We start from the raw sequence: 19,432 nt of genomic DNA on the forward strand, positions 1-19,432 counted from the left end.
GGACGCCTCCGCCGAGCAGATCGTCGACGAGGCACTGAAGCACCGTCCGATCCCAATGGGCCCAGCCCATACCGAGCCCTCCGAATAGCCGCCCTTCCCCAAGAACGCAACGGAACCGCGACGGACCCCAACCAGAGCGACCAGACCACCGAACCGACGCGACCAGCGTGACCAGGGCACCGACCTGACCCGAACAAGTGCATGATCACGACATAGAAGGCTCTGCGATCGCGCGGGCCCCCGCAGGATCAGGGCACCCACAGTGGTGATCATGCAGTTAGTCGCCGCCGCACCCCCCGCCGCAACCAGACGGCGAGAACAACTGCATGATCACGGATGAGGTCCGCGGGGGTCGATCAAGGATCGGGGTGCCTGGAGGTGCCGTGATCCTTGATCCACTCCATCACTCGTCGGGAGACTCGCCTGGCAGGGCATGGCCAGAGGCCCCTCGGCAGGATTGCGACCGGAGGCCCCCCGGCAGGGCGCGCCTGAAAGCCCCCCGGCAGGGTGAGAGTAGGTGTCTCCTGCTGCCGTGATCATGCACTTATTCGCACGACCACGCCCGCCGCGACTACGGGCGCGAACAAGTGCATGATCACGACGTGGAACGACCTCCCCCGTGATCATGCAGTTGTTCGCGCGACCACGTCTGACGGGACCGTGGGGCGCGCACAAGTGCATGATCACGGGAGTGCAGGTTCTGCGCGCGACCCTTGGAGGGCGCCGACCCGGCGGTGATCATGCAGTTGTTCGCCGCCACAACGTCCTGCTGTAAGCAAACGACGCGCACAAGTCCATGATCACGGCGGTGGGACGGTGCATGCGGATGGGGTCAGGAGGCGGAGGGTTCGGCGGTGGGACGGTGCATGCGGATGGGGTCATGAGGCGGAGGCTTCGATGGCGGCGACGATCGCCGCGCTGGTGAGTGGCAGGTCCCTGGCCCTGACCCCGATGGCGGCCGCGATCGCGTTCGCGATGGCCGCCGCCGTCGGTCCCTGAGCCGCTTCGCCCGCACCCATGGGGGGTGTGCCCGGCTCCTCGACCAGCTCCACGGAGATCTCCGGCGTCTCACTGAAGCGCAGGATCGGATAGCTCTCCCAGGTGTCGCTGGTGATCCTGCGCCGGTCGAACCGCACCCGCTCCTTGAGCGTCCAGCTCGCCGCCTGGACGGCTCCGCCCTCGATCTGGTTGCGCACCCCGTCGGGGTTCACGACCTGGCCGACGTCGACCGCGATGGTCAGGCGGCGGACCCGGACCTCTTGCTCCGCCTCCACCTCCGCGACCACCGCGCAGTAGGCCCCCTTGCCCTTGTACCGGGCGAACCCGATCCCGCGCCCTCTGTCGTCCGGCACCGGTGTGCCCCAGCCCGCCGCCTTGGCCGCCGTCTCGAGGACCTTCCGCCCGCGAGCGTCGCCGAGATGCGTCAGGCGGTACGCCAGCGGGTCGACGCCGGCGGCCAGGGCGAGCTCGTCCATGAACGACTCGATCGCGAACACGTTCATGAAGGCGCCCAGTGAACGGATCGCCGACGAACGGATCGGTGTCTCCAGCAACCGGTGGCCCGTGACCCGGCGGGCCGGGAAGTCATAGATCGGCACCGCGTTGCGGATCGTCCCGCCGCCGTTGGCGAGCGGAGGGTCGGCGGCCGCGGGTTGGTTCAGGGGCCGCTCCAGGTAGGCGCCGGCGAGCAGGCCGGGCACCCCGCGGTAGCCGGGACGGCTCGTGTGCCCCTGGCTCCACACGTCGTACCGCCAGGAGCGCACCACGCCGGAGTCGTCGACGATCGCTTCGACGTCGGCGGACATGGCCGATCCGAAGGGCGACCAGGTGAGCTCGTCGCTCCGGCTCCACTGCACGTGCACCGGGCGGCCGGGTACGCGGCGGGCGAGCAGCACCGCGTCGAAGGCCGCGTCGTCGGCCGCGTTGTGCCCGTAGCAACCGGCGCTCTCCGCGTGCTCGACCTCGATGTTCTGCGCGTCCAGGTCGAGGGCGAACGCGATGGCGGCTCGTAGGTTGTGGATGCCCTGACTGTGGCTCCAGACCGACAGGGTGCCATCGTCGTTCCAGCGCGCCACCCCGCAGCTCGGCGCCATCGACGCGTGCGCCAGGAACGGTCGGCTGTAGGCGGCCCGCAGTGTCCGCACCTCCGGAGAGGACCCCTCCGACGGCGGCTGCTCGTCGGCCAGCACCTTGATGGTCTCGTGCGGGCCGGACCGCAGGAAGGTGCGCAGATCGTCCTCGTCGGGCAGCCCGTCGTGCTCCTCCCAGGTGGTGGCGTCTCTCAGTGCCGCCACGGCGCGCATCGTCTCGGCCTCGTCCGCACCGATGACACCGGTGAACGAGCCGTCCCTGACCACCTCGACGTCCATGCCGTCGAGCCGGGACGTGTCGACCTGCCGCAGGATCGCGCCGGGAGAGGGCGGGCGAAGCACCCGCCCGTACAACTGCCCGGGCAGGCGCAGGTCGTGGATGTACCTCGGCCGACCGGCGATCTTGTCGGGCAGGTCCACGCGAGGTGAGCTCGTACCGGCGAACACCGGCCGATCGCCCTGCGTGAGGGGCGCCTCGGGATCGGCGGGCACGTCGAGATCGACGGCGGCGGCCAGCGCGCCGTACGACGTGGTCCGTTCGCCCCCGCTGATCCGGCCCTGCCGTACGGTGACCTCCTGGACGCCGACGTCCCAACGCCGCGCCGCCTCGGCCACGAACCTGACCCGCACCTGAGCGCATGCCGCGCGCAGGGAGGGACCGGAGTGGACGATCGACATGCTCCCGGACGTCAGGCCCTGATCGGGGCCGTACCTGGTGTTGGGCGGCAGCATCCGCACCTGATCCAGGCCGACGCCGAGCTCATCGGCGGCGATCTGCGCGAGCGCGGTGAGGATTCCCTGGCCGAACTCCACCTTGCCCACCCGCACGCCGATGGTGTCATCGGCGTTGACGGTGACCCAGCGCGACAGGATCGGGTTCGCCTCCAGGTCCTTGGGCAGCTGGTTGATCCGCACGGTCTCGTGTCCGGCCGTCATGCGGTCTCCTCTGAGGACGCGGCTTTCAGGACGGCGCGCACGACGCGACGCTGAACGCCGCAGCGGCACAGGTTCCGTTCGAGCGCCTCGATGACGTCCTGCTCGTCCGGCTCCGGATTGGCGTCGAGGAGGGCGCCCGCGCTGACGAGGATTCCGGAGATGCAGTAGCCGCACTGGGCCGCCTGCTCTTCGACGAACGCCCGCTGCAGCCGGTGCAGGCCGTCACCGGGCGCCAGGCCTTCGACGGTGACCACGGTCCGGCCCTCCGCGGACCACATGGGAGTGTCGCAGGACGCGACGACGTTGCCGTCCAGCTGGACGAAGCACGCGCCGCAGAGACCCACCCCGCAACCGAACCGGGTCCCCTTCAGGTCCAGCTCGTTGCGCAGGACGTGCAGGAGCGAGGTGTCCGGATCCGTCTCGACACGGACGCTCCGCCCGTTGACGGTCAGCTCGTACGCCTGCTTCATGCAAGTGCCTCCGCGAAGACCTCGGGGTGCTGGGAGAGTTCAATGCGGGTCCGCCGGATGTGCCCGCTGAGGTACCGTTCGGCGTCGACGGCGTCCCTGCGTTCGATGGCGTCGAGGAGCAGCCGGTGCTCGGCGTTCACCACCCATCGCCGGGCCGGTCCGCTCAGGTGCATGTACGCGCGCCGGTAGTGCTGGGTGGAGTTCCAGAGTCTTACGACCATCGAGGACAACTGGTCGATGCCGCACCCGCTGTAGGTCAGCAGATGGAGCTCGCGGTCGAGCGCGAGGAACTCACCGATGTCGGTGTTGCTCTCGATCCTCCGCTGGATCTCCTGGAGCCGCCGGAAGTCGTCCTCCGTCAGATGCGGGATGCTCTCGGTGAGCGCGAGCGGCTCGATCCGCTCGCGCATCTGGTAGATGACGTCCACTTCGTGCATGTCCAGCTTGGGTACGCGGGCGCCTCGGTGCCTGTGGTGCTCGGTGAGCCCTTCGGCCTCGAGAATGCGCAGGGCCTCGCGCACCGGCAGCCGGCTGGCGCCGAAGCGCTCGGCGATGCCCTCCTGCCGGATCCGCTCACCCGGCGCTATCTGCCCGCTCAGGATCGCCTCGCGCAGGTAGTCGGCCACCCGCTGGCTCGCCGCGTCGCCGTTGTTCCCGCTGTTCCCGGTCGTCGTCCCGATCACCTGTCCTGGCATGAGCGGATCCCCTACCCGGCCGGGCTCTGCCGGTCGAAGGCCTTGCCGTGCGGGTAGGACACGAGCTCGAACTGCATGCCCCAGGGGGCGAGGAAGTACACCCAGCGCTGCCCTTGGCTCGGCCCGCTGCTGGCGGTCGGGTCGCCCATGACCGTGACGCCCTGGCTCTTCAGGTACGCGACCGCGGTGTCCATGTCGTCGACGTACAGGGCGATGTGGTGGCCGCCGACGTCGCTGTTCCTCGGCACCGTCATGTCCTGCTCCGGCGCGGAGTACTCGAACACCTCGAAGATCGCCTGGCCGCCGCAGCGGAAGAAGTGCAGCTCGCGCATCACGGCACGCGGATGGACGCCCAGGTGCTCGGTCATCCAGTCGTCGTCATGGCGGTAGGGGCCCAGCGTGTACATGTACTCGCATCCCAGCACATCCACCAGGAACGCCCGCGCCTCCTCGAGATCGGGCACCGTGAAGCCGATGTGGTCCACGCGGGTCAGTCCGGGGAGTCCGGTGCTCATCCTGCCCTCTTCCACTCTGTGATCTTCCACTTTGCGATCGAGCCAGATTGAATCCAAGCCACATTGGATCCAAACCATCGTAACGCGCTGAGGTGACAACGGTCTATCGGACATCTCCCTAGATATTTGGATCCAATATGTGGCAGGCTGCGCTGACATCAGGATCGATCGCACGGGAGCGTGTGCATGCCTCAGCACCACCGGCTCGACCCCGCGGTGCCCTGGGTCGAGGTCGTCACCACCGACGCCGACTGGGACGCGGCCGATCCGGCCCTGCTCACGAGCATGCTCAGCCAGCTCGTCCTCATCAGGACCTTCGAGGAGTACGTCCTCGAGCTCGCGAAGGCCGGGCTGGTCCACGGGCCGGCGCACTCGAGCATCGGGCAGGAGGCCGGCGCCGTCGGCTCGATCCTGCCCCTGACGAGCAAGGACACCGTCAACGGATCCCACCGGGGCCACCACCAGTTCCTCGCCAAGGTGCTCGCGCACGTCGAGCCCAAGGGAATCGATCCCCGGCAGGAGTTCTCCCCGGACGTGCGCGCGGTGCTGCTCAGGAGCCTGGCCGAGATCTGCGGCCTCGACCGCGGCTTCAGTCATGGGCGCGGCGGATCCATGCACCTGCAGTGGAAGGAGGCCGGCGCCATCGGCACGAACGCCATCGTCGGCGGCGGGGTCCCGCTCGCGGCCGGCTCGGCGTGGGCGCACCGGCAGTCCGGCACCGACGCGGTCTCGGTGACCTACTTCGGCGATGGCGCGACCAACATCGGCTCGACGCTCGAGACCCTGAACCTGGCGTCCGCGTGGCGCCTGCCGCTCTGCTTCTTCATCGAGAACAACCGGTACGCCGTCTCGACCAACGTCACCGAGGCCACCGGAGAGCCCCGCCTGTCGGCGCGCGGGCCGGGCTTCGGGATCGCGAGCTGGAAGGTCGACGGCATGAACCCCCTCGCCGTCCACCTCACGATGAACGAGGCCCTGGCGCACATGCGCGACGGCAAGGGCCCCGCAGTGATCGAGGCGGACGTCTACCGCTACTTCCACCAGAACGGCCCGTTCCCCGGCAGCGCGTTCGGCTACCGCACCAAGGAAGAGGAGAAGCAGTGGCGCGACCGTGACCCGATCAAGCAGCTCTCCGGGCACCTCACGCGGCGCGGCATCCTCGCCCAGACCGAGATCGACGCGACGATCGAACGTGCGACCAAGCTGATGGCCGAGATCGGCGACGTACTACTGGAACCGCTGCCCGGCGGCAAGCCCGGCCAGCGCCGGATCAGGCCGGCGGAATGGCCCGACCCGGCCTTCGCCGACGTGGGAGTGCGAGGGGACCTCAGCGAGTTCGCCGACGCCCGCTTCGCCGACCACGACACGTTCACCGGCGAGCTCGCCGAGCAGAAGTTCATCGACGCCGTGGCCGGCGTGATGGGCCGGCGGATGGCGACCGACGGCACCGTCGTCGTGATGGGCGAGGACGTGCACCGGCTGAGCGGCGGCACCAACGGCGCGACCCGCGGGCTCAAGGAGGCGCACCCCGACCGCGTCCTCGGCACGCCGATCAGCGAGAACGCGTTCACCGGCCTCGGCGGGGGCATCGCGCTCGACGGCCGCTACCGGCCCGTGGTCGAGTTCATGTACGCCGACTTCATGTGGGTCGCGGCCGATCAGCTGTTCAACCAGATCGCCAAGGCCCGGCACATGTACGGCGGCGACGGCGCCGTGCCGTTCGTACTCCGCAGCAAGGTCGCGATGGGCACCGGGTACGGCTCGCAGCATTCGATGGACCCGGCCGGCATCTTCGCCACCTCGGCTGGCTGGCGCATCGTCGCCCCGACGACGCCCTTCGACTACGTGGGGCTGATGAACAGCGCGCTGCGGTGCGACGATCCGGTCGTCGTCCTCGAGCACGTCGATCTCTACACATCGGTCGGGCAAGGACCGGTGGACGACCTCGACTACTGCATACCCGTCGGCAAGGCCGCCGTCCGCCGGGCCGGCTCGCAGCTCACCGTCATCTCCTACCTCGCGATGACCGGCTACGTCCTCGAGGCGGTCGAGTCGCTCGGCACCGTCGACGCCGAGGTGATCGACCTGCGCTGGCTCGACCGGGCGAGCATCGACTGGGACACGATCGGCGAGAGCATCAAGAAGACGGGCAACGTGCTCATCGCCGAGCAGGGGGCGCTCGGCACGTCGTACGGCGGCTGGTTGTCCGACGAGATCCAGCGCCGCTTCTTCGACTGGCTGGACCAGCCGGTGCAGCGCGTGACCGGCGGCGAGGCGTCGCCCAGCATCAGCAAGGTCCTCGAACGCGCGGCCATCGCCCGTACCGAGGAGGCGTCCGCCAAGCTCGACGAGATGAGCGGGTACTGACATGGCCGGCATCCTGCGCATGCCCGAAGTGGCCGCGAACGCGATCGAGGCCGTCCTGCAGAGCTGGCCGATCGCGGAGAACGCCCCGTACGCCACCGGCGACGCGATCGCCACCGTCGAGACCGAGAAGGCCGTCGTCGACGTCGAGGCCGAGAGCGACGGTGTCATCCTGAAGACCCTGGTGCCCGAGGGCGCCGAGGTGCAGGTGGGCGCGCCGATCGCCCTCGTCGGCGAGCCGGGCGAGCAGCCGGAGAACCTCGACGCGCTGCTCGCCGAGCTAGGCCTCGCCCCCGTCGGCCCCGTGGCGGCCGCGGAGCGGCTCGACCTACGACCGGGGCCGGCCGAGAGCGCCGTCGTCGACGCCTCGACCGCCTCCAATGCATCCGCCGCATCGAGCAACGGTTCGGGTGGGCGCGTCTTCTCCAGTCCCCTGGCCCGCCGGCTGGCCAGAGAGGCGGGGATCCCCGTCGAGAAGATCCCCGGGACCGGCCCGAACGGCCGGATCATCCGAAGGGACGTCGAAGCGGCGATCAGGAGCACCGGCACCTCGTCGCAGCCCACCGCGGCACCCGCCGGGCCCGCCCCGGCGACCGACCCGGTGACCAGGCCGGTGAAGGTCCCAGCGGCCACGGCGGCGTCGCAGACGTTCACCGACATACCTCACTCGCGCATCCGCGCGGCCGTCGCCGCTCGGCTGACCGAGAGCAAGCAGACGACACCGCACTTCTACCTGCGTGGCACGGCGCACGTCGGCAAACTGCTCAAGCTGCGGCAGCGGCTGAACGATGGCGGCCCGGTGAAGATCTCCGTCAACGACCTGGTGCTCAAGGCCGCCGCCCGAGCCCACCTGCTCGTTCCCGCGATGAACGTGATCTGGACCCCGGACGCGGTGCGGTCCTTCTCCTCGGTCGACGTGTCGGTGGCGATCGCGACCGGGCGAGGCCTCGTGACACCGGTGCTCAGGTCCGCCGAGCAGATGACCGTCTCGTCGGTGGCCACCACCGTGAAGGACTTCGTCGAACGCGCCAAGGCCGGCCGGCTACGGCAGAGCGAGCTCGAAGGCGGCGCCTTCAGCGTGACCAACCTGGGCATGTTCGGCACCGAGGACTTCGCCGCGATCATCAACCCCCCGCAGTCGGCGATCCTCGCCGTCGGTGCCGTGCGCCAGGAGCCGGTCGTCAAGAACGGCAGGCTGAAGGCCGGAACGGTGATGCGGGTGACGCTTTCGGTGGACCACCGGCCGATCGACGGCGCGGTCGCCGCCGAATGGATGAGGGTCTTCCTCGCACTGCTCGAGAATCCGGTACAGATCCTGGCGTGACCTGCGCTTCACTCTTACGCACTCGGTCACGTGGTCAGGCGGATGTCTTCGACGGGTGTGTTTCAGAGGCGGAGCCGCAGGATGCCGAAGATGGAGGAGTAGCCGTCGGTCCATACCGGGCCGTTCGGGACCGGCTGCCAGCGGGGATCTCGGGTGGTCAGCGGACGAAGGTCAGCGTCGGTCCGCCCGATGGCCACCCAGACAGAGGCGAATGCCAGTGGATTCGATGGATGCGGGTCGTCTGCGGCGAGCACCGACAGGCCGTTCGCGCGGGCCGTGGAGGCGAGCATCGGAGCGAGATCGAGGTTGCGATTGCTGACGTTGAATGCGAGCACCCCGCCAGGAGCGAGCTTGCGCGCGTAGATCTGGATCGCCTCGCGGGTGAGCAGGTGCGCAGGTATGGCGTCGGAGCTGAACGCGTCCAAGACGATGGTGCCGTACGTGCCGTCCGCCATCCGTTCTATCTCCAGCCGGCCGTCGCCGACGATGGTGCGGGCCTCACAGTCGCAGTCGCGAAGATACGTGAAGTGTGAGCGTGCGATCCGGACCACTGCCGGGTCGATCTCGTAGAAGTCCATGCGCTGCCCGGCCCGGCCGTAGGCGGCGACCGTTCCGGTGCCCAGGCCGATCACGGCGACACGATCACCGGTGGGCCGATCGCCGTAGCCGGCGAAGACGTCGCCCAGTGGTCCGTTCCTCGAGTAGTAGGCCGTGGGCGTCCTGCGTTCGGTCGCTTTGAGCGACTGGAAGCCGTGCAACGTGGACCCGTGGGAGAAGACGCGCCGCCCATCGCTGACGTTGACCCGGTAGCTACCGAAGAATGTGCGTTCTTGGACCGGTGCGGCCTTCACCTGGATCAGGAAGAGCATGGCGACCGTGCAGATCGCCGAGAACACCAGTGCCTGTGGTCGCCGCACGATCCAGCAGCCCCAGATCACCGTGATGGCCACACTGAGGATGATCGCCCAGACCAGGTCGGTCACGATGTAGCAGAGGATCGCGACCGTCGGGGCTATGAGCAGAAATATCGTGGACAAGACCCAGCTGCCGGGAAAGGTGAAGCGGCGTACTGCGTTTGAAGCGCTGCCCTTGGCCACGGGGAGCAGCGCGAGGGCCGCGATCACGATGGGGAGTTCGGCTCCCCAGTTGAAGACGATCGGGGCGAGGAGAGCGTTGAACGCGCCGCCGAGAGCGCCGCCCATGGAGACGTACAAGAAGAACTCGGTGAGTCGCCGCGGGCTCGGCCGGTCATTGGCGAGCAGGCCATGGCACGCGAGGCCGGCGGTGAGCACCAGGGCGAGATCCAGCGGTAGTAGCAGCACTCCCCAATGCGGCCCGAACGCCACCAGCACCCACGGCAGGAACGGCGCCGAGAGAGCGGCCGGCCGGACGGTCGTCGTCAGCCAGCGGTGCCTGGTGGCGCTGAAAGCGATGATGAACGTGGCCAGGTAGAGCGCGAGTGGCACCACCCACATGAGCGGTACCGCTGCGATGTCGGTGGAGATATGGGTGGTGATGCCGAGAAAGAGCGACGAGGGGACGAAGGCCAGACCGAGCCACCGCGCGCGGCGCCGCCACCCCACCTTCTCCTCCACCGCCTCGATCGCGGCGACCTCTTCGGCCGTCTCAACCGCCTCGATCTCTTCGGCCGCCTCGACGGTCGCCGCCGATTCCGCATCGAGGGCGAGCGGCGCCGCGCTGGGCGGGTCGTCCTGTGCGCCCCTGGCCTGCCACCGGACGAGGATCGCGCACGTGATCATGAAACCGGCGAAGGCGACGTAGCAGACGGTCCACCAGCGCGCCTGGGTGCCGACGTCCGCCGCCGGCTCAATCAGGAACGGATACGCGAGGAGAGCGACGAAGCTGCCCACGTTGCCCGCGGCGTACAGGAAGTAAGGATCACCGGCGCGAGGCAGACCGGACCATGAATACCAGCGTTGCACGAGCGGTCCGGTCGTGGCGAGGACGGCGAAAGGGGCCCCGACCATCACCACGAGCACCAGGAGCAGCCAGAGTGCGGTCGGTGTCGACTCGGGGGCGACCGACCAGCTCGGTAGTGAGATCGGCAGCACGATGAGCGGCAGCAGGACCAGGGCGATGTGGACGAGCGGCTGCCGGCGGGCTCCCAGTCGCCGTTGCGACCAGTGGGCATAGGCGTAACCGGCGAGCAGTGCGCCTTGGAAGAACAGAACGGCGGTGTTCCAGACCATGGGCGAGCCGCCGTACGCGGGCAGCAGCATCTTGGCCACCATCGGCTCGACCGCGAACAGCAGGCCCGCTCCGACGAGGCTGGTCACGGTGTAGAGACCGATTCCGAGGAGCACCGGCCAGCGTGGACGCCCCGCCACCGCACCGTCTGTGTGAACCGCCGCTTCGGTCGTCAACACGTCGTCGCTTCCCCCTGTGCTCGACCGATGGGGTGTGCCACGCCCACTGGCCCAAAAAGCGGACCTCACCTGAACGCGGGAGCATATCCGCGCCGAATGCGGGAGACCACGGACCGTGGACCCAAACTCAGGCCCAAAGTGGGACTTGCTCAGGTTCCGTGGCCGACGCCGCCTCTGTACGAGTAGGCCAAGGAACCGGTACCGCGGCGGGTGAGCGTGATCGTGACGGCAGCGAATTCCCTACCCCTGCCGGTCCGTGGGCTTCGCCCTCCGGCCCGGCTCTCTTCAGCACCCGTCACGTCTTGTTACGGTGACGTATGACCAGGTCACCGTTAGTCTCGCTCGTGGTCGGCGTGGTGCTCGCCGCTGCGGTCACGTCGTGCAGCATGCCCCGGACATCGCCGGCAGGCGCCGCGTCGGCAACCGCCACGGCGCCGGGCACAGGGCTCTCGGAGCTGACCACCGGCTGGAAGATCCAGTCCTCCGCCGTGGCCGGCACGTCCGGAGCCCGGATCTCCCGGCCGGACTACTCGCCCACGGGCTGGCTGTCGATCAAGCAGCCGGAAACGGTGATGGCGGGTCTGCTCGAGAACGGGCGCTACCCCAATATCTTCTACTCCGACCACCTCAAGACGGTGCCGACCGAACAGTTCGCCGTCAACTGGTGGTATCGCCTGCAACTGGATGTGAATCCGCGTAAAGAGGGCCGCACTTTCCTGATCATGAACGGGGTGCTGGGCACCGCGGACCTCTGGGTCAACGGCACCAAGGTCGCCGATCGCGCTCAGCTCCAGGGCGCCTACTCGCGGCTCGAGTACGACATCACCCCGTACGTACGCGACGGCGCGAACGCCATCGCGCTCGACGTCGCCAAGAACGACCCGAAGACGCAACTGACCGACAGCCAGCTGGACTGGAACCCGCCGGCACCCGACCACAACACCGGTCTGCGATTCCCGCCGCAGCTGGCCCAGGCCGGGCAGGTCTCCCTGCGGAACGTGCACGTCAACCAGCGCAACGCCAAGGACCTCGGGACCTCCGACCTCACGCTCAAAGCCGACCTGCGCAACGACACGGCCTCCGCACAGCGCGCCGAGCTCACCCAGACGATCACTCGTGGACCCACGCGCATCGCCCTGACGACGGCGGTGACGGTCCCCGCGAAGTCGACCCGTAGGGTGACCCTGACGCCCGCCGACCATCCGCAGCTGCGACTCGTCCGCCCGGCGGTCTGGTGGCCGTACCAGCTCGGCGGGCAGCCGCTCTACCACCTCGACGCGAACGTCCGGGTCGGCGGCGAGGTCTCCGACCGCTTCACGCAGGACTTCGGAATCCGCACGGTCACCTCACGCCTGACCCCGGTCGTCCCTGGAAAGACCCATACCCCGCACGGCAACCGCCAGTTCTTCATCAACGGCGTGCCGCTGGTCATCCGCGGCGGCGGCTGGTCGCCTGACATGTTCATGCGCTACTCGCCGCGGAACATCCGCGACCAGCTCTCGTACGTCAAGAACCTCGGCCTGAACACCCTGCGCTTCGAGGGCAACCTTCCGCCGGACGACATGTTCGCCGAGATGGACCGCGCGGGAATCCTGGCGATGGCCGGCTGGCAGTGCTGCGACAAGTGGGAGACCCCCTCTAGCACCTGGTCCGAGGCGCTGAAGACCAACGCCGGCAACCAGGCCTCGCGGGTCGCTCAGTGGTTGCGCAACCATCCCAGCGTCTTCACGTTCTTCCACGGCAGCGACGAGGCACCCGATGCCGCGAAGGAACCGATCTACCTGTCCGCGTTCGACGCGGCGGACTGGCAGACGCCCCAGGTCGCCGCGGCGGAGTACAAGTCCTCGCCGCGACTGGGAATCTCCGGTGCGAAGGAGGGCCCGTACAACTATGTGCCGCCCGGCTACTGGTGGGCGAACGGCCCCGAGACCGCGGGCACTGACGAGACCTTCACCAACGCCGGCAGCGCATGGGGCTACGGCACCGAGACCAGCGCGGGGAACACGGTGCCGACGCAGGACTCCCTCGACCGGTTCCTGCCCCCGGCCGAACAGCGGAAGATCTGGGACCCGAGCACCGCCAAGGGGCCCGACAGCGGACCGGACCTCTTCCACGTCTATCCCACCTACAACAGCTACACGAAGACGGCACGGATGGGGCAGTACAACACCCCGATGTGGAACCGCTACGGCGGCTGGTCCGACATGGCCTCGTACCAGAAGATCGCCCAGATGAGCGGCTACGAGACCACTCGTGCGCAGTTCGAGGCGTACATCGGCCACTCCAAGGACCCGGCGAACCCGAGCACCGGCGTCATCTACTGGATGGCGAACAAGGCATGGCCGTCGTTGCACTGGAATCTGTACAACTACGACTTCGATCAGCCGGGCGTCTACTTCGGCGCACTCAAGGCCGGCGAACCCGTGCACATCATGTACGACTACGCGGGCGGCTCGATCAAGGTGGCCAACCTGACCGGCGAGAGCCAGAAGGGCCTGACCGCCTCGGCGCGCTTCATCGATCTGAACGGGACGGTGAAGAGGACCGACCGTTCGCGCGTACCCGACCTGGCGAGCCAGGACGTGCGCACCGTCCTGACCCCTGCGGTCCCGGCCGGGATCTCCCGCACGTACTTCCTTGAGCTGACGCTGACCCGCGACGACAAGACGGTCAGCCGGAACGTCTACTGGCTGTCCACGAAGCCGGACGCCGTCGACTGGTCCGAGACGCTGGGCAAGGGCAGTGGTGCGGTGTTCGCACCTGGGGGCTACGCCGACCTGACCGGCCTGCGGAACCTGGCCCCCGCGGCCGTACGGGTGTCCGCCTCGACGCGGCGTGAGGGGGACGAAGCCGTCACCACGGTGACGATCCGCAATGCCGCCCGCGAAACCGGCGGCCGGGGCGTGCCCGCGGTCTTCACCAGGGCGGACGTACGCCGTGGCACCGCCGACGGCCGTCGCCGCGGAGGCGACGACCAGGTGCTGCCGATCGTCTGGACCGACAACAACGTCACCCTCTGGCCCGGTCAGAGCCAGACGCTGACGGCCCGCTACCGGGCCTCGGACCTGCGCGGGGCACCGCCCGTCGTCAGCATCACCGGCCGCAACGTACGCGACGCGACCGTGCCCGTCGGCGACTGAACCGGCCGCGGGTCCGGGCCGGCAGGGGGCTCGGAATGCCCCTGTGCCGACTGTCGCGGCTTTGACGATCAGCGAGTCGGGCCCGCCGCCGTCGTCCGCCGGAACACCGGGATGAGGACCACGCCGACGGCGACGTGTGTGAGCGCGAGCACGGCCTTGGTGCCGCCGCTCGCCTCCACTCCGATCAACGGGACGAACGAGGCCACCAGGACGACGAGCGCGATGACCGTCCAGACCTGGCCGGCACGGGCGGTCACCCGCTCCAGTCCCGCGAGCAGCGCCCACCCCAGGAGCGAGGCGGCCAGGGTGACGAACGCGATCGCGCCCATGCCGAGATCATTGGGCTTCTGACCGGGCTGCTCGACGACCAGGTCGTACCCGAGCACGGGCTCCCCCACCGCCCAGACCGCCACGGCCGCCGCCAACGCCCCGGCGGTCCCGATCGCGCGGTCGCGCCGGCGGACCCCGGCAGGCAGGCCCCGAACGCTCTCCGTCTGAGTCGCCATGTCTACTCCTTGAGTCGCTTCACTATTGAGATACTCAACTTCTCTGGCAGCATAACCATAGATGATTGAGGTTCTCAACATTCTGCTTGAGGTCCTCAACATTCGAGGTGATGAAGGGGCCGCGTATGATCTGAGGCATGAGCGCGGAGGCCGATCCGGTCGTGGCCGATCTGACCGACCTGGTCTTCCAGGTGGCGGGGCGGCTGCGAGCGGGGTTCAACGCGACGGCGGCCGAGCTGGACCTGCCGCCCGCCCAGGCCCTGGCACTGGCCAATCTGCGCTCACCGGCCCCGATGCGCGAGCTTGCGGAGTGGCTGGCCTGCGACGCTTCGAACGTGACCGGCATCGTCGACGGACTCGAGCGCCGCGGCCTGGTCACCCGTCAACCCGACCCGACCGATCGGCGGGTCAAGCATCTGGTGCTCACCGAGGCCGGTGAGCGCAAGCGGGCGGCGCTGCGCTCCCGCAGCCACGCGACGGCGATCGAGCTCTTCAATCTGCCGGGCGACGATCGACTGCGCCTGCGCGACCTGCTCGCCCAGGTCCAGGCCGACTCCGTCGACTGAAGCGGGGCCTGACTACGCCTGCGCCTCGAGCGTCTCGAGCCGGGTGAGGAGCCCGTCCTGCGCGTGCCGTACGGCCATGGCGACGGCGCCGACCAGGCTCGCGCGTTCTCCGAAGCGGGATCGCACGACGGGCGGCGGCACCGGAGCCACCTGGGCGGCGAAGTCCGACGCACGTTCGATCAGCAGGTCGTTGCCGCCGACGCCGCCGGTGAGGATCACCGCCTCGGGGTCGATGACGACGCACACGGCCGCGATGATGTGGCCGACGCGGCGGCACTCGTCCTCGACGACGGCGAGGGCCGGCTCCTCGCCCTCGGCCGCCCGGTCGAAGAGTTCGGCGACGTCATCTGGTGGCCCGCCGCGCCAGCCGGAGCGCGCCTGGGCCTGCCGCAGCAGGGCCACGGCTCCGGCATGGTCGGGTGCCGACGACCCTCGGCGCCGTACGCCGTCGAAGGGGAAGAACGCGACCTCGCCCGCGGCTCCGTGCGCACCGCGCAGCAGCGCCCCGTTGTGGACGATGCCGGCGCCCACACCCGCGCCGACCGCGATGACGACGAAGGTGTTCAGTGCCTGCGCGGCGCCCCGCCACTGCTCGCCGATCGCGGCGAGGTTCACATTGTTCTCCAGCAGGACCGGAGCGTTGATGGCCGATGCCAGGCCCGACTGGAAGTCATAGGGCTCGCCCTGTCCGACATTCCACGCGAACTCCACGAGGCCGCTGGCGGTGTCGACGATGCCCGGCACCGAGACACCGACGGCGAGCAGGGGTGACGAGCCGGCGTCGATCTCCGTGTCCGCGTCCGCGTCGGTGACAGTGGCAGCGGCGGCGGTGCGGGTGTCGGCCTCGGCGAGGGTCTCGGCCAGCAGGTCGCCGGCCTGGCGCACCACGCTCGCCCCGCCCTCGGGTACGGTGAGGCGTCGCGCCCCGGCCAGCCGCTCGCCGCGCACGTCGCAGACCTCCACCCGGAGGTTGACCCCGCCGATGTCGATCCCGGCGACCCGGCCGGCGCCGGCCGGCACCTCGTACAGAGCCGCGGAGCGCCCTGGAACGCCGCTGCGCTGACCGGTACGAGCGACAAAACCAAGATCCTCGAGCCGTGCGATCGCACTGAACACGGTGGGGCGCGACACATTGCAGGCCGCGGCAACCTCCGGACGGCTCTGGGGTGTCGAGGCTGCCAGCAGATGCCGCAAGACCACGGAAACACCGGACATCCCGGCAAACGCCCTGCTCAACGAACCTCCTGCGGCGTCTCGACCACCAACAGGCGGTAACCTACTACAAATAATAAAGCAATCTGCTTAATTAACGGGAGCCAGCAGATGGAGCGAGACACCTCATCGAACGCCACAGGGCTACCGCGTCGAGCCTTCCTCGGCGCGGCGAGCGGCGTGGGGCTGTCCACGTTCCTGGCCGCATGCGGCGTCGGTGGGGGCGGCAGCGGATCGACCGGCGCGCAGGGCAGCGGCAAGGGAACGATCCGGGCCCTGTTCATGAAGCAGGCCGGCTACTCCGAGGACGACATCACGAAGATGACCTCGGGCTTCCAGTCGGCCAACCCCGGCGTCACCGTGAAGACCGAGTTCGTGTCGTACGAGGCGCTGCATGACAAGATCGTCGCCGCGGCGCCGGCCGGCACCTACGACGTCGTCCTCATCGACGTGATCTGGCCGGCGGAGTTCAGCTCGAAGCGCATCATCGCCGACGTCACCGCCCGCTGGCCCGCGGCGTGGAAGCAGCAGATGGTCGGCGGTGCGGTGGCTGTCCCCCAGTACGGCTCCCACTTCTACGGTGTGCCCTGGATCCTCGACACGAAGTACCTCTTCTACAACGAGCAGCACACGCGGCGGGCGAAGGTCGAGGCGGGCGAACTCGACACCTGGGACGGTGTGCTGCGCGCCGCCAAGGCGATCAAGGATGCCCGGGTGACGAAGTACCCGCTCGTCTGGTCGTGGCAGCAGGCCGAGGCGCTGGTCTGCGACTACGCCCAGCTGCTCGGCGCCTTCGGCGGCAGGTTCCTCGACGCGTCGGGGCACTTCGCGTTCAACACCGGCGGAGGCGTGCAGGCACTGGAGTTCATGCGCAAGTCGATCGTGGACGGGCTGTCCAACCCCGTGTCGACCCAGTCGCTCGAAGAGGACGTCCGGCGGATCTTCTCGGCCGGCCAGGCCAGCCTCGCGCTGAACTGGACGTACATGGACGCGCAGGCCGACGACCCGAAGCAGAGCAAGGTCGCCGGCCAGGTGAAGGTGCTGCAGACGCCCTCTGGCCCTGGCGGCGGCCGCCCGGGCGTGAACGGCAGCATGGCGCTGGCCGTCGGCGCGGGCAGCAAGCAGCAGGCCGCCGCGTGGAAGTACATCTCCTACCTGACCAGTCAGCCGGTGCAGGACCGATTCGCACGGAGCTCTCTGCCCGTATGGTCGGCCTCCTACGACGAGCCGCAGGTCGTCGAGGCCAGCCCCGACGTCGTGCCACAGGCCAAGAAGCAGCTCAAGGAGCTCATCGCCCGCCCTCAGGTGAAGAACTACAACGCCGTCTCGCAGGTGCTGCAGGCGGAGATCCAGAAGGCACTGCTCGGCCAGAAGACGCCCCAGAAGGCGCTCGACGACGCCGCCGGCAGGGCCGGCGGCCTCCCCTAGCCATGGCCACCACCACGACGAAGACCCGGCCGCGATTCCGCCGTCCGACGCCGAGCAGGGCCGGACGCGGCGAGGTCCGCTTCGCGGTCGCGCTCCTCCTGCCGGCCGCGCTCGTGGTGTTCGGCGTCGTGCTCTATCCCGCCGTGCGCACGCTCGTCGTGTCGTTGTTCGACGTGACCAGTGCCATGCCCGGGAGCTATCCGTTCGTCGGCCTGCGCAACTACACGAAGGTCTTCGGCGACCCGTCGTTCTACACCGTGCTGTGGCACACCGCCTACTTCACGCTCGTGTCGACCGCGCTGGAACTGACCCTGGGCATCGGGGTCGCGATGGTGCTCAACGCTCCGCTCAAGGCCCGCTGGCTGTGGCGCAGCCTGGTCGTGCTGCCGTGGGCCCTGCCGACGATCGTCGACGGCGCGCTGTGGCGGTGGATCTACAACGGTCAGTACGGCGCGCTCAACGGGCTGCTGTCGGCCCTGCACATCACCGACGCCAACCACCAGTGGCTGGGCTCGCCGTTCCTCGCTCTGAACATGGTGATCATCGCTGACGTGTGGAAGAACACCTCCGTCGTCGCCTTCTTCGTCCTCGCCGGCCTGCAGACCATCCCGCACGACCTCTACGAGGCGGCGCGCATGGACGGCGCCGGACCCGTCCGGTCGTTCCTGCGGGTCACCCTGCCGCTGCTGCGGCCGAGCATCGCCGTCGTGCTCATCCTGCGCACGATCGAGGCCTTCAAGGTGTTCGACATCATCTACGTCATGACCGGCGGCGGGCCCGCCTCGGGCACCCAGACGGTCGCCTTCTACACCTACCAGCAGGCGTTCTCGAACCAACTGTTCGGTTACGGCTCCGCGCTGGCGTACCTGATCGCCCTGGCGGTGTTCGCGCTGGCGATGATGTACCTGCGCATCCTGCGCCAAGGCGCCATGGCAGGTGTGAAATGACGCCCGGCAGACGCTACCTCGCCTTCATGTACGCGATGGCCGTCCTCATGGCCGTGGTCATCCTGGCCCCGTTCGCCTGGCTGGTCATCTCCAGCGTCTCCTCGCCGACCGAGCTGATCGGCTCCCATGTGCACTGGCTTCCGGAGCGACCCACGCTGGAGCGCTACCGGGAGATCTTCACGTCCGCGTCCGGAGGCGACAACGTCGCCGGCAACTTCCGCGTCGCGATGCTCAACAGCCTCATCGTCGCCGGCTCGACGACGATCATCTCTCTGGTGCTCGGCTGTCTCGGCGGGTACGCCTTCGCCCGGCTGCGGTTCCCGTTCCGGCGCACCACCCTGATGTCGTTTCTCGCGATCTACATGCTCCCGCCGATCGCGCTGGTGATCCCTCTCTATCTCGCCCTGTCCAACCTCGGCCTGCTCGACACCAAGATCGGCCTCATCATCACGTACTGCTCGATCGTCACGCCGTTCTGCCTGTGGACGATGAGCAACTTCTTCCTGTCCCTGCCGGCCGAGCTCGAGGAGGCCGCCCGCGTCGACGGCTGCTCGCGCCTCGGCGCGCTCGTACGGGTCGTGCTGCCCTTGGCCCGGCCCGGGATCTTCGCCACCGCGATCTTCGGATTCCTGCTCGCCTGGGACGAGTTCCTCTACTCGCTGATCTTCACCTCCACGACCAACTCCAAGACCATCCCCGTGGCCATCGCCGAGTTCACCGGCAAGTTCTCCTCCGACTTCGGCCTCGTCGCCGCCGGCGGCGTACTCGCCGCGCTGCCCCCGGTGCTGCTGGCCCTCGCCTTCCAGCGCTTCCTCGTCGGCGGGCTGACCGCCGGCTCCGTGAAAGGTTGAC

General features: G+C 68.9%; 14 protein-coding genes. 7 read left to right on the plus strand and 7 right to left on the minus strand.

Annotated features, from left to right (window positions below; translation table 11 throughout):
* Positions 1–878: 878 nt before the first annotated feature.
* The 4 genes from HKK72_RS10615 to HKK72_RS10630 are packed head-to-tail and all read right to left on the minus strand — an operon-like array spanning position 879 to position 4,706.
* Entirely contained in the window at positions 879–3,026 is a 2,148-nt protein-coding gene (locus tag HKK72_RS10615; protein ID WP_187234131.1) for a xanthine dehydrogenase family protein molybdopterin-binding subunit, read from the minus strand.
* A complete protein-coding gene (locus tag HKK72_RS10620) occupies positions 3,023–3,496 on the minus strand; it encodes a (2Fe-2S)-binding protein (protein WP_187234132.1) in 474 nt (157 codons plus the stop codon). The genes HKK72_RS10615 and HKK72_RS10620 overlap by 4 nt, the downstream gene beginning before the upstream one ends.
* Complete coding sequence (locus tag HKK72_RS10625) at positions 3,493–4,191, minus strand: GntR family transcriptional regulator (RefSeq protein WP_187234133.1); 699 nt, start codon at positions 4,189–4,191, stop codon at positions 3,493–3,495. The genes HKK72_RS10620 and HKK72_RS10625 overlap by 4 nt, the downstream gene beginning before the upstream one ends.
* Positions 4,192–4,202: 11 nt before the next feature.
* A complete protein-coding gene (locus tag HKK72_RS10630) occupies positions 4,203–4,706 on the minus strand; it encodes a VOC family protein (RefSeq protein WP_187234134.1) in 504 nt (167 codons plus the stop codon).
* A 186-nt stretch (positions 4,707–4,892) separates the two neighbouring features.
* Between HKK72_RS10630 and HKK72_RS10635 the strand changes: the two genes are divergently transcribed.
* A complete protein-coding gene (locus HKK72_RS10635; RefSeq protein ID WP_187234135.1) occupies positions 4,893–7,073 on the plus strand; it encodes a thiamine pyrophosphate-dependent enzyme in 2,181 nt (726 codons plus the stop codon).
* 1 nt (position 7,074) lies between these two features.
* The gene (locus HKK72_RS10640; RefSeq protein WP_187234136.1) at positions 7,075–8,394 is read left to right on the plus strand and encodes a 2-oxo acid dehydrogenase subunit E2; all 1,320 of its coding nucleotides are present in this window, start codon (positions 7,075–7,077) and stop codon (positions 8,392–8,394) included.
* A gap of 62 nt (positions 8,395–8,456) precedes the next feature.
* Here the strand turns inward: HKK72_RS10640 and HKK72_RS42090 are convergent, their stop codons facing one another.
* The gene (locus HKK72_RS42090) at positions 8,457–10,742 is read right to left on the minus strand and encodes a fused MFS/spermidine synthase (RefSeq protein ID WP_187234137.1); all 2,286 of its coding nucleotides are present in this window, start codon (positions 10,740–10,742) and stop codon (positions 8,457–8,459) included.
* 356 nt (positions 10,743–11,098) lie between these two features.
* Here HKK72_RS42090 and HKK72_RS10650 point away from each other — a divergent pair, with 356 nt between their 5' ends.
* Positions 11,099–13,921: a glycosyl hydrolase 2 galactose-binding domain-containing protein gene (locus HKK72_RS10650; RefSeq protein ID WP_187234138.1), complete on the plus strand. Its 2,823-nt coding sequence runs from the start codon at positions 11,099–11,101 to the stop codon at positions 13,919–13,921.
* 68 nt (positions 13,922–13,989) lie between these two features.
* Here HKK72_RS10650 and HKK72_RS10655 read toward each other — a convergent pair whose 3' ends face one another.
* Positions 13,990–14,427 (minus strand): DUF6069 family protein, encoded by a 438-nt coding sequence (locus HKK72_RS10655; protein WP_187234139.1) that lies wholly within the window; start codon positions 14,425–14,427, stop codon positions 13,990–13,992.
* Between the two features lie 137 nt (positions 14,428–14,564).
* On the opposite strand from HKK72_RS10655, the gene HKK72_RS10660 reads away from it, so the two are divergent.
* Positions 14,565–14,993 (plus strand): MarR family winged helix-turn-helix transcriptional regulator, encoded by a 429-nt coding sequence (locus HKK72_RS10660; protein WP_187234140.1) that lies wholly within the window; start codon positions 14,565–14,567, stop codon positions 14,991–14,993.
* A 12-nt stretch (positions 14,994–15,005) separates the two neighbouring features.
* Here the strand turns inward: HKK72_RS10660 and HKK72_RS10665 are convergent, their stop codons facing one another.
* Complete coding sequence (locus tag HKK72_RS10665; protein WP_187234141.1) at positions 15,006–16,229, minus strand: ROK family transcriptional regulator; 1,224 nt, start codon at positions 16,227–16,229, stop codon at positions 15,006–15,008.
* 87 nt (positions 16,230–16,316) lie between these two features.
* On the opposite strand from HKK72_RS10665, the gene HKK72_RS10670 reads away from it, so the two are divergent.
* The 3 genes from HKK72_RS10670 to HKK72_RS10680 are packed head-to-tail and all read left to right on the plus strand — an operon-like array spanning position 16,317 to position 19,431.
* Entirely contained in the window at positions 16,317–17,633 is a 1,317-nt protein-coding gene (locus HKK72_RS10670; RefSeq protein ID WP_187234142.1) for an extracellular solute-binding protein, read from the plus strand.
* Between the two features lie 2 nt (positions 17,634–17,635).
* A complete protein-coding gene (locus HKK72_RS10675) occupies positions 17,636–18,580 on the plus strand; it encodes a carbohydrate ABC transporter permease (RefSeq protein WP_187234143.1) in 945 nt (314 codons plus the stop codon).
* Positions 18,577–19,431: a carbohydrate ABC transporter permease gene (locus tag HKK72_RS10680; RefSeq protein WP_187234144.1), complete on the plus strand. Its 855-nt coding sequence runs from the start codon at positions 18,577–18,579 to the stop codon at positions 19,429–19,431. Before HKK72_RS10675 ends, HKK72_RS10680 begins: the two co-directional genes overlap by 4 nt.
* Position 19,432: the final 1 nt, after the last annotated feature.

It is taken from the genome of Actinomadura sp. HBU206391 (assembly GCF_014323665.1).
GTDB lineage: Bacteria > Actinomycetota > Actinomycetes > Streptosporangiales > Streptosporangiaceae > Actinomadura_C.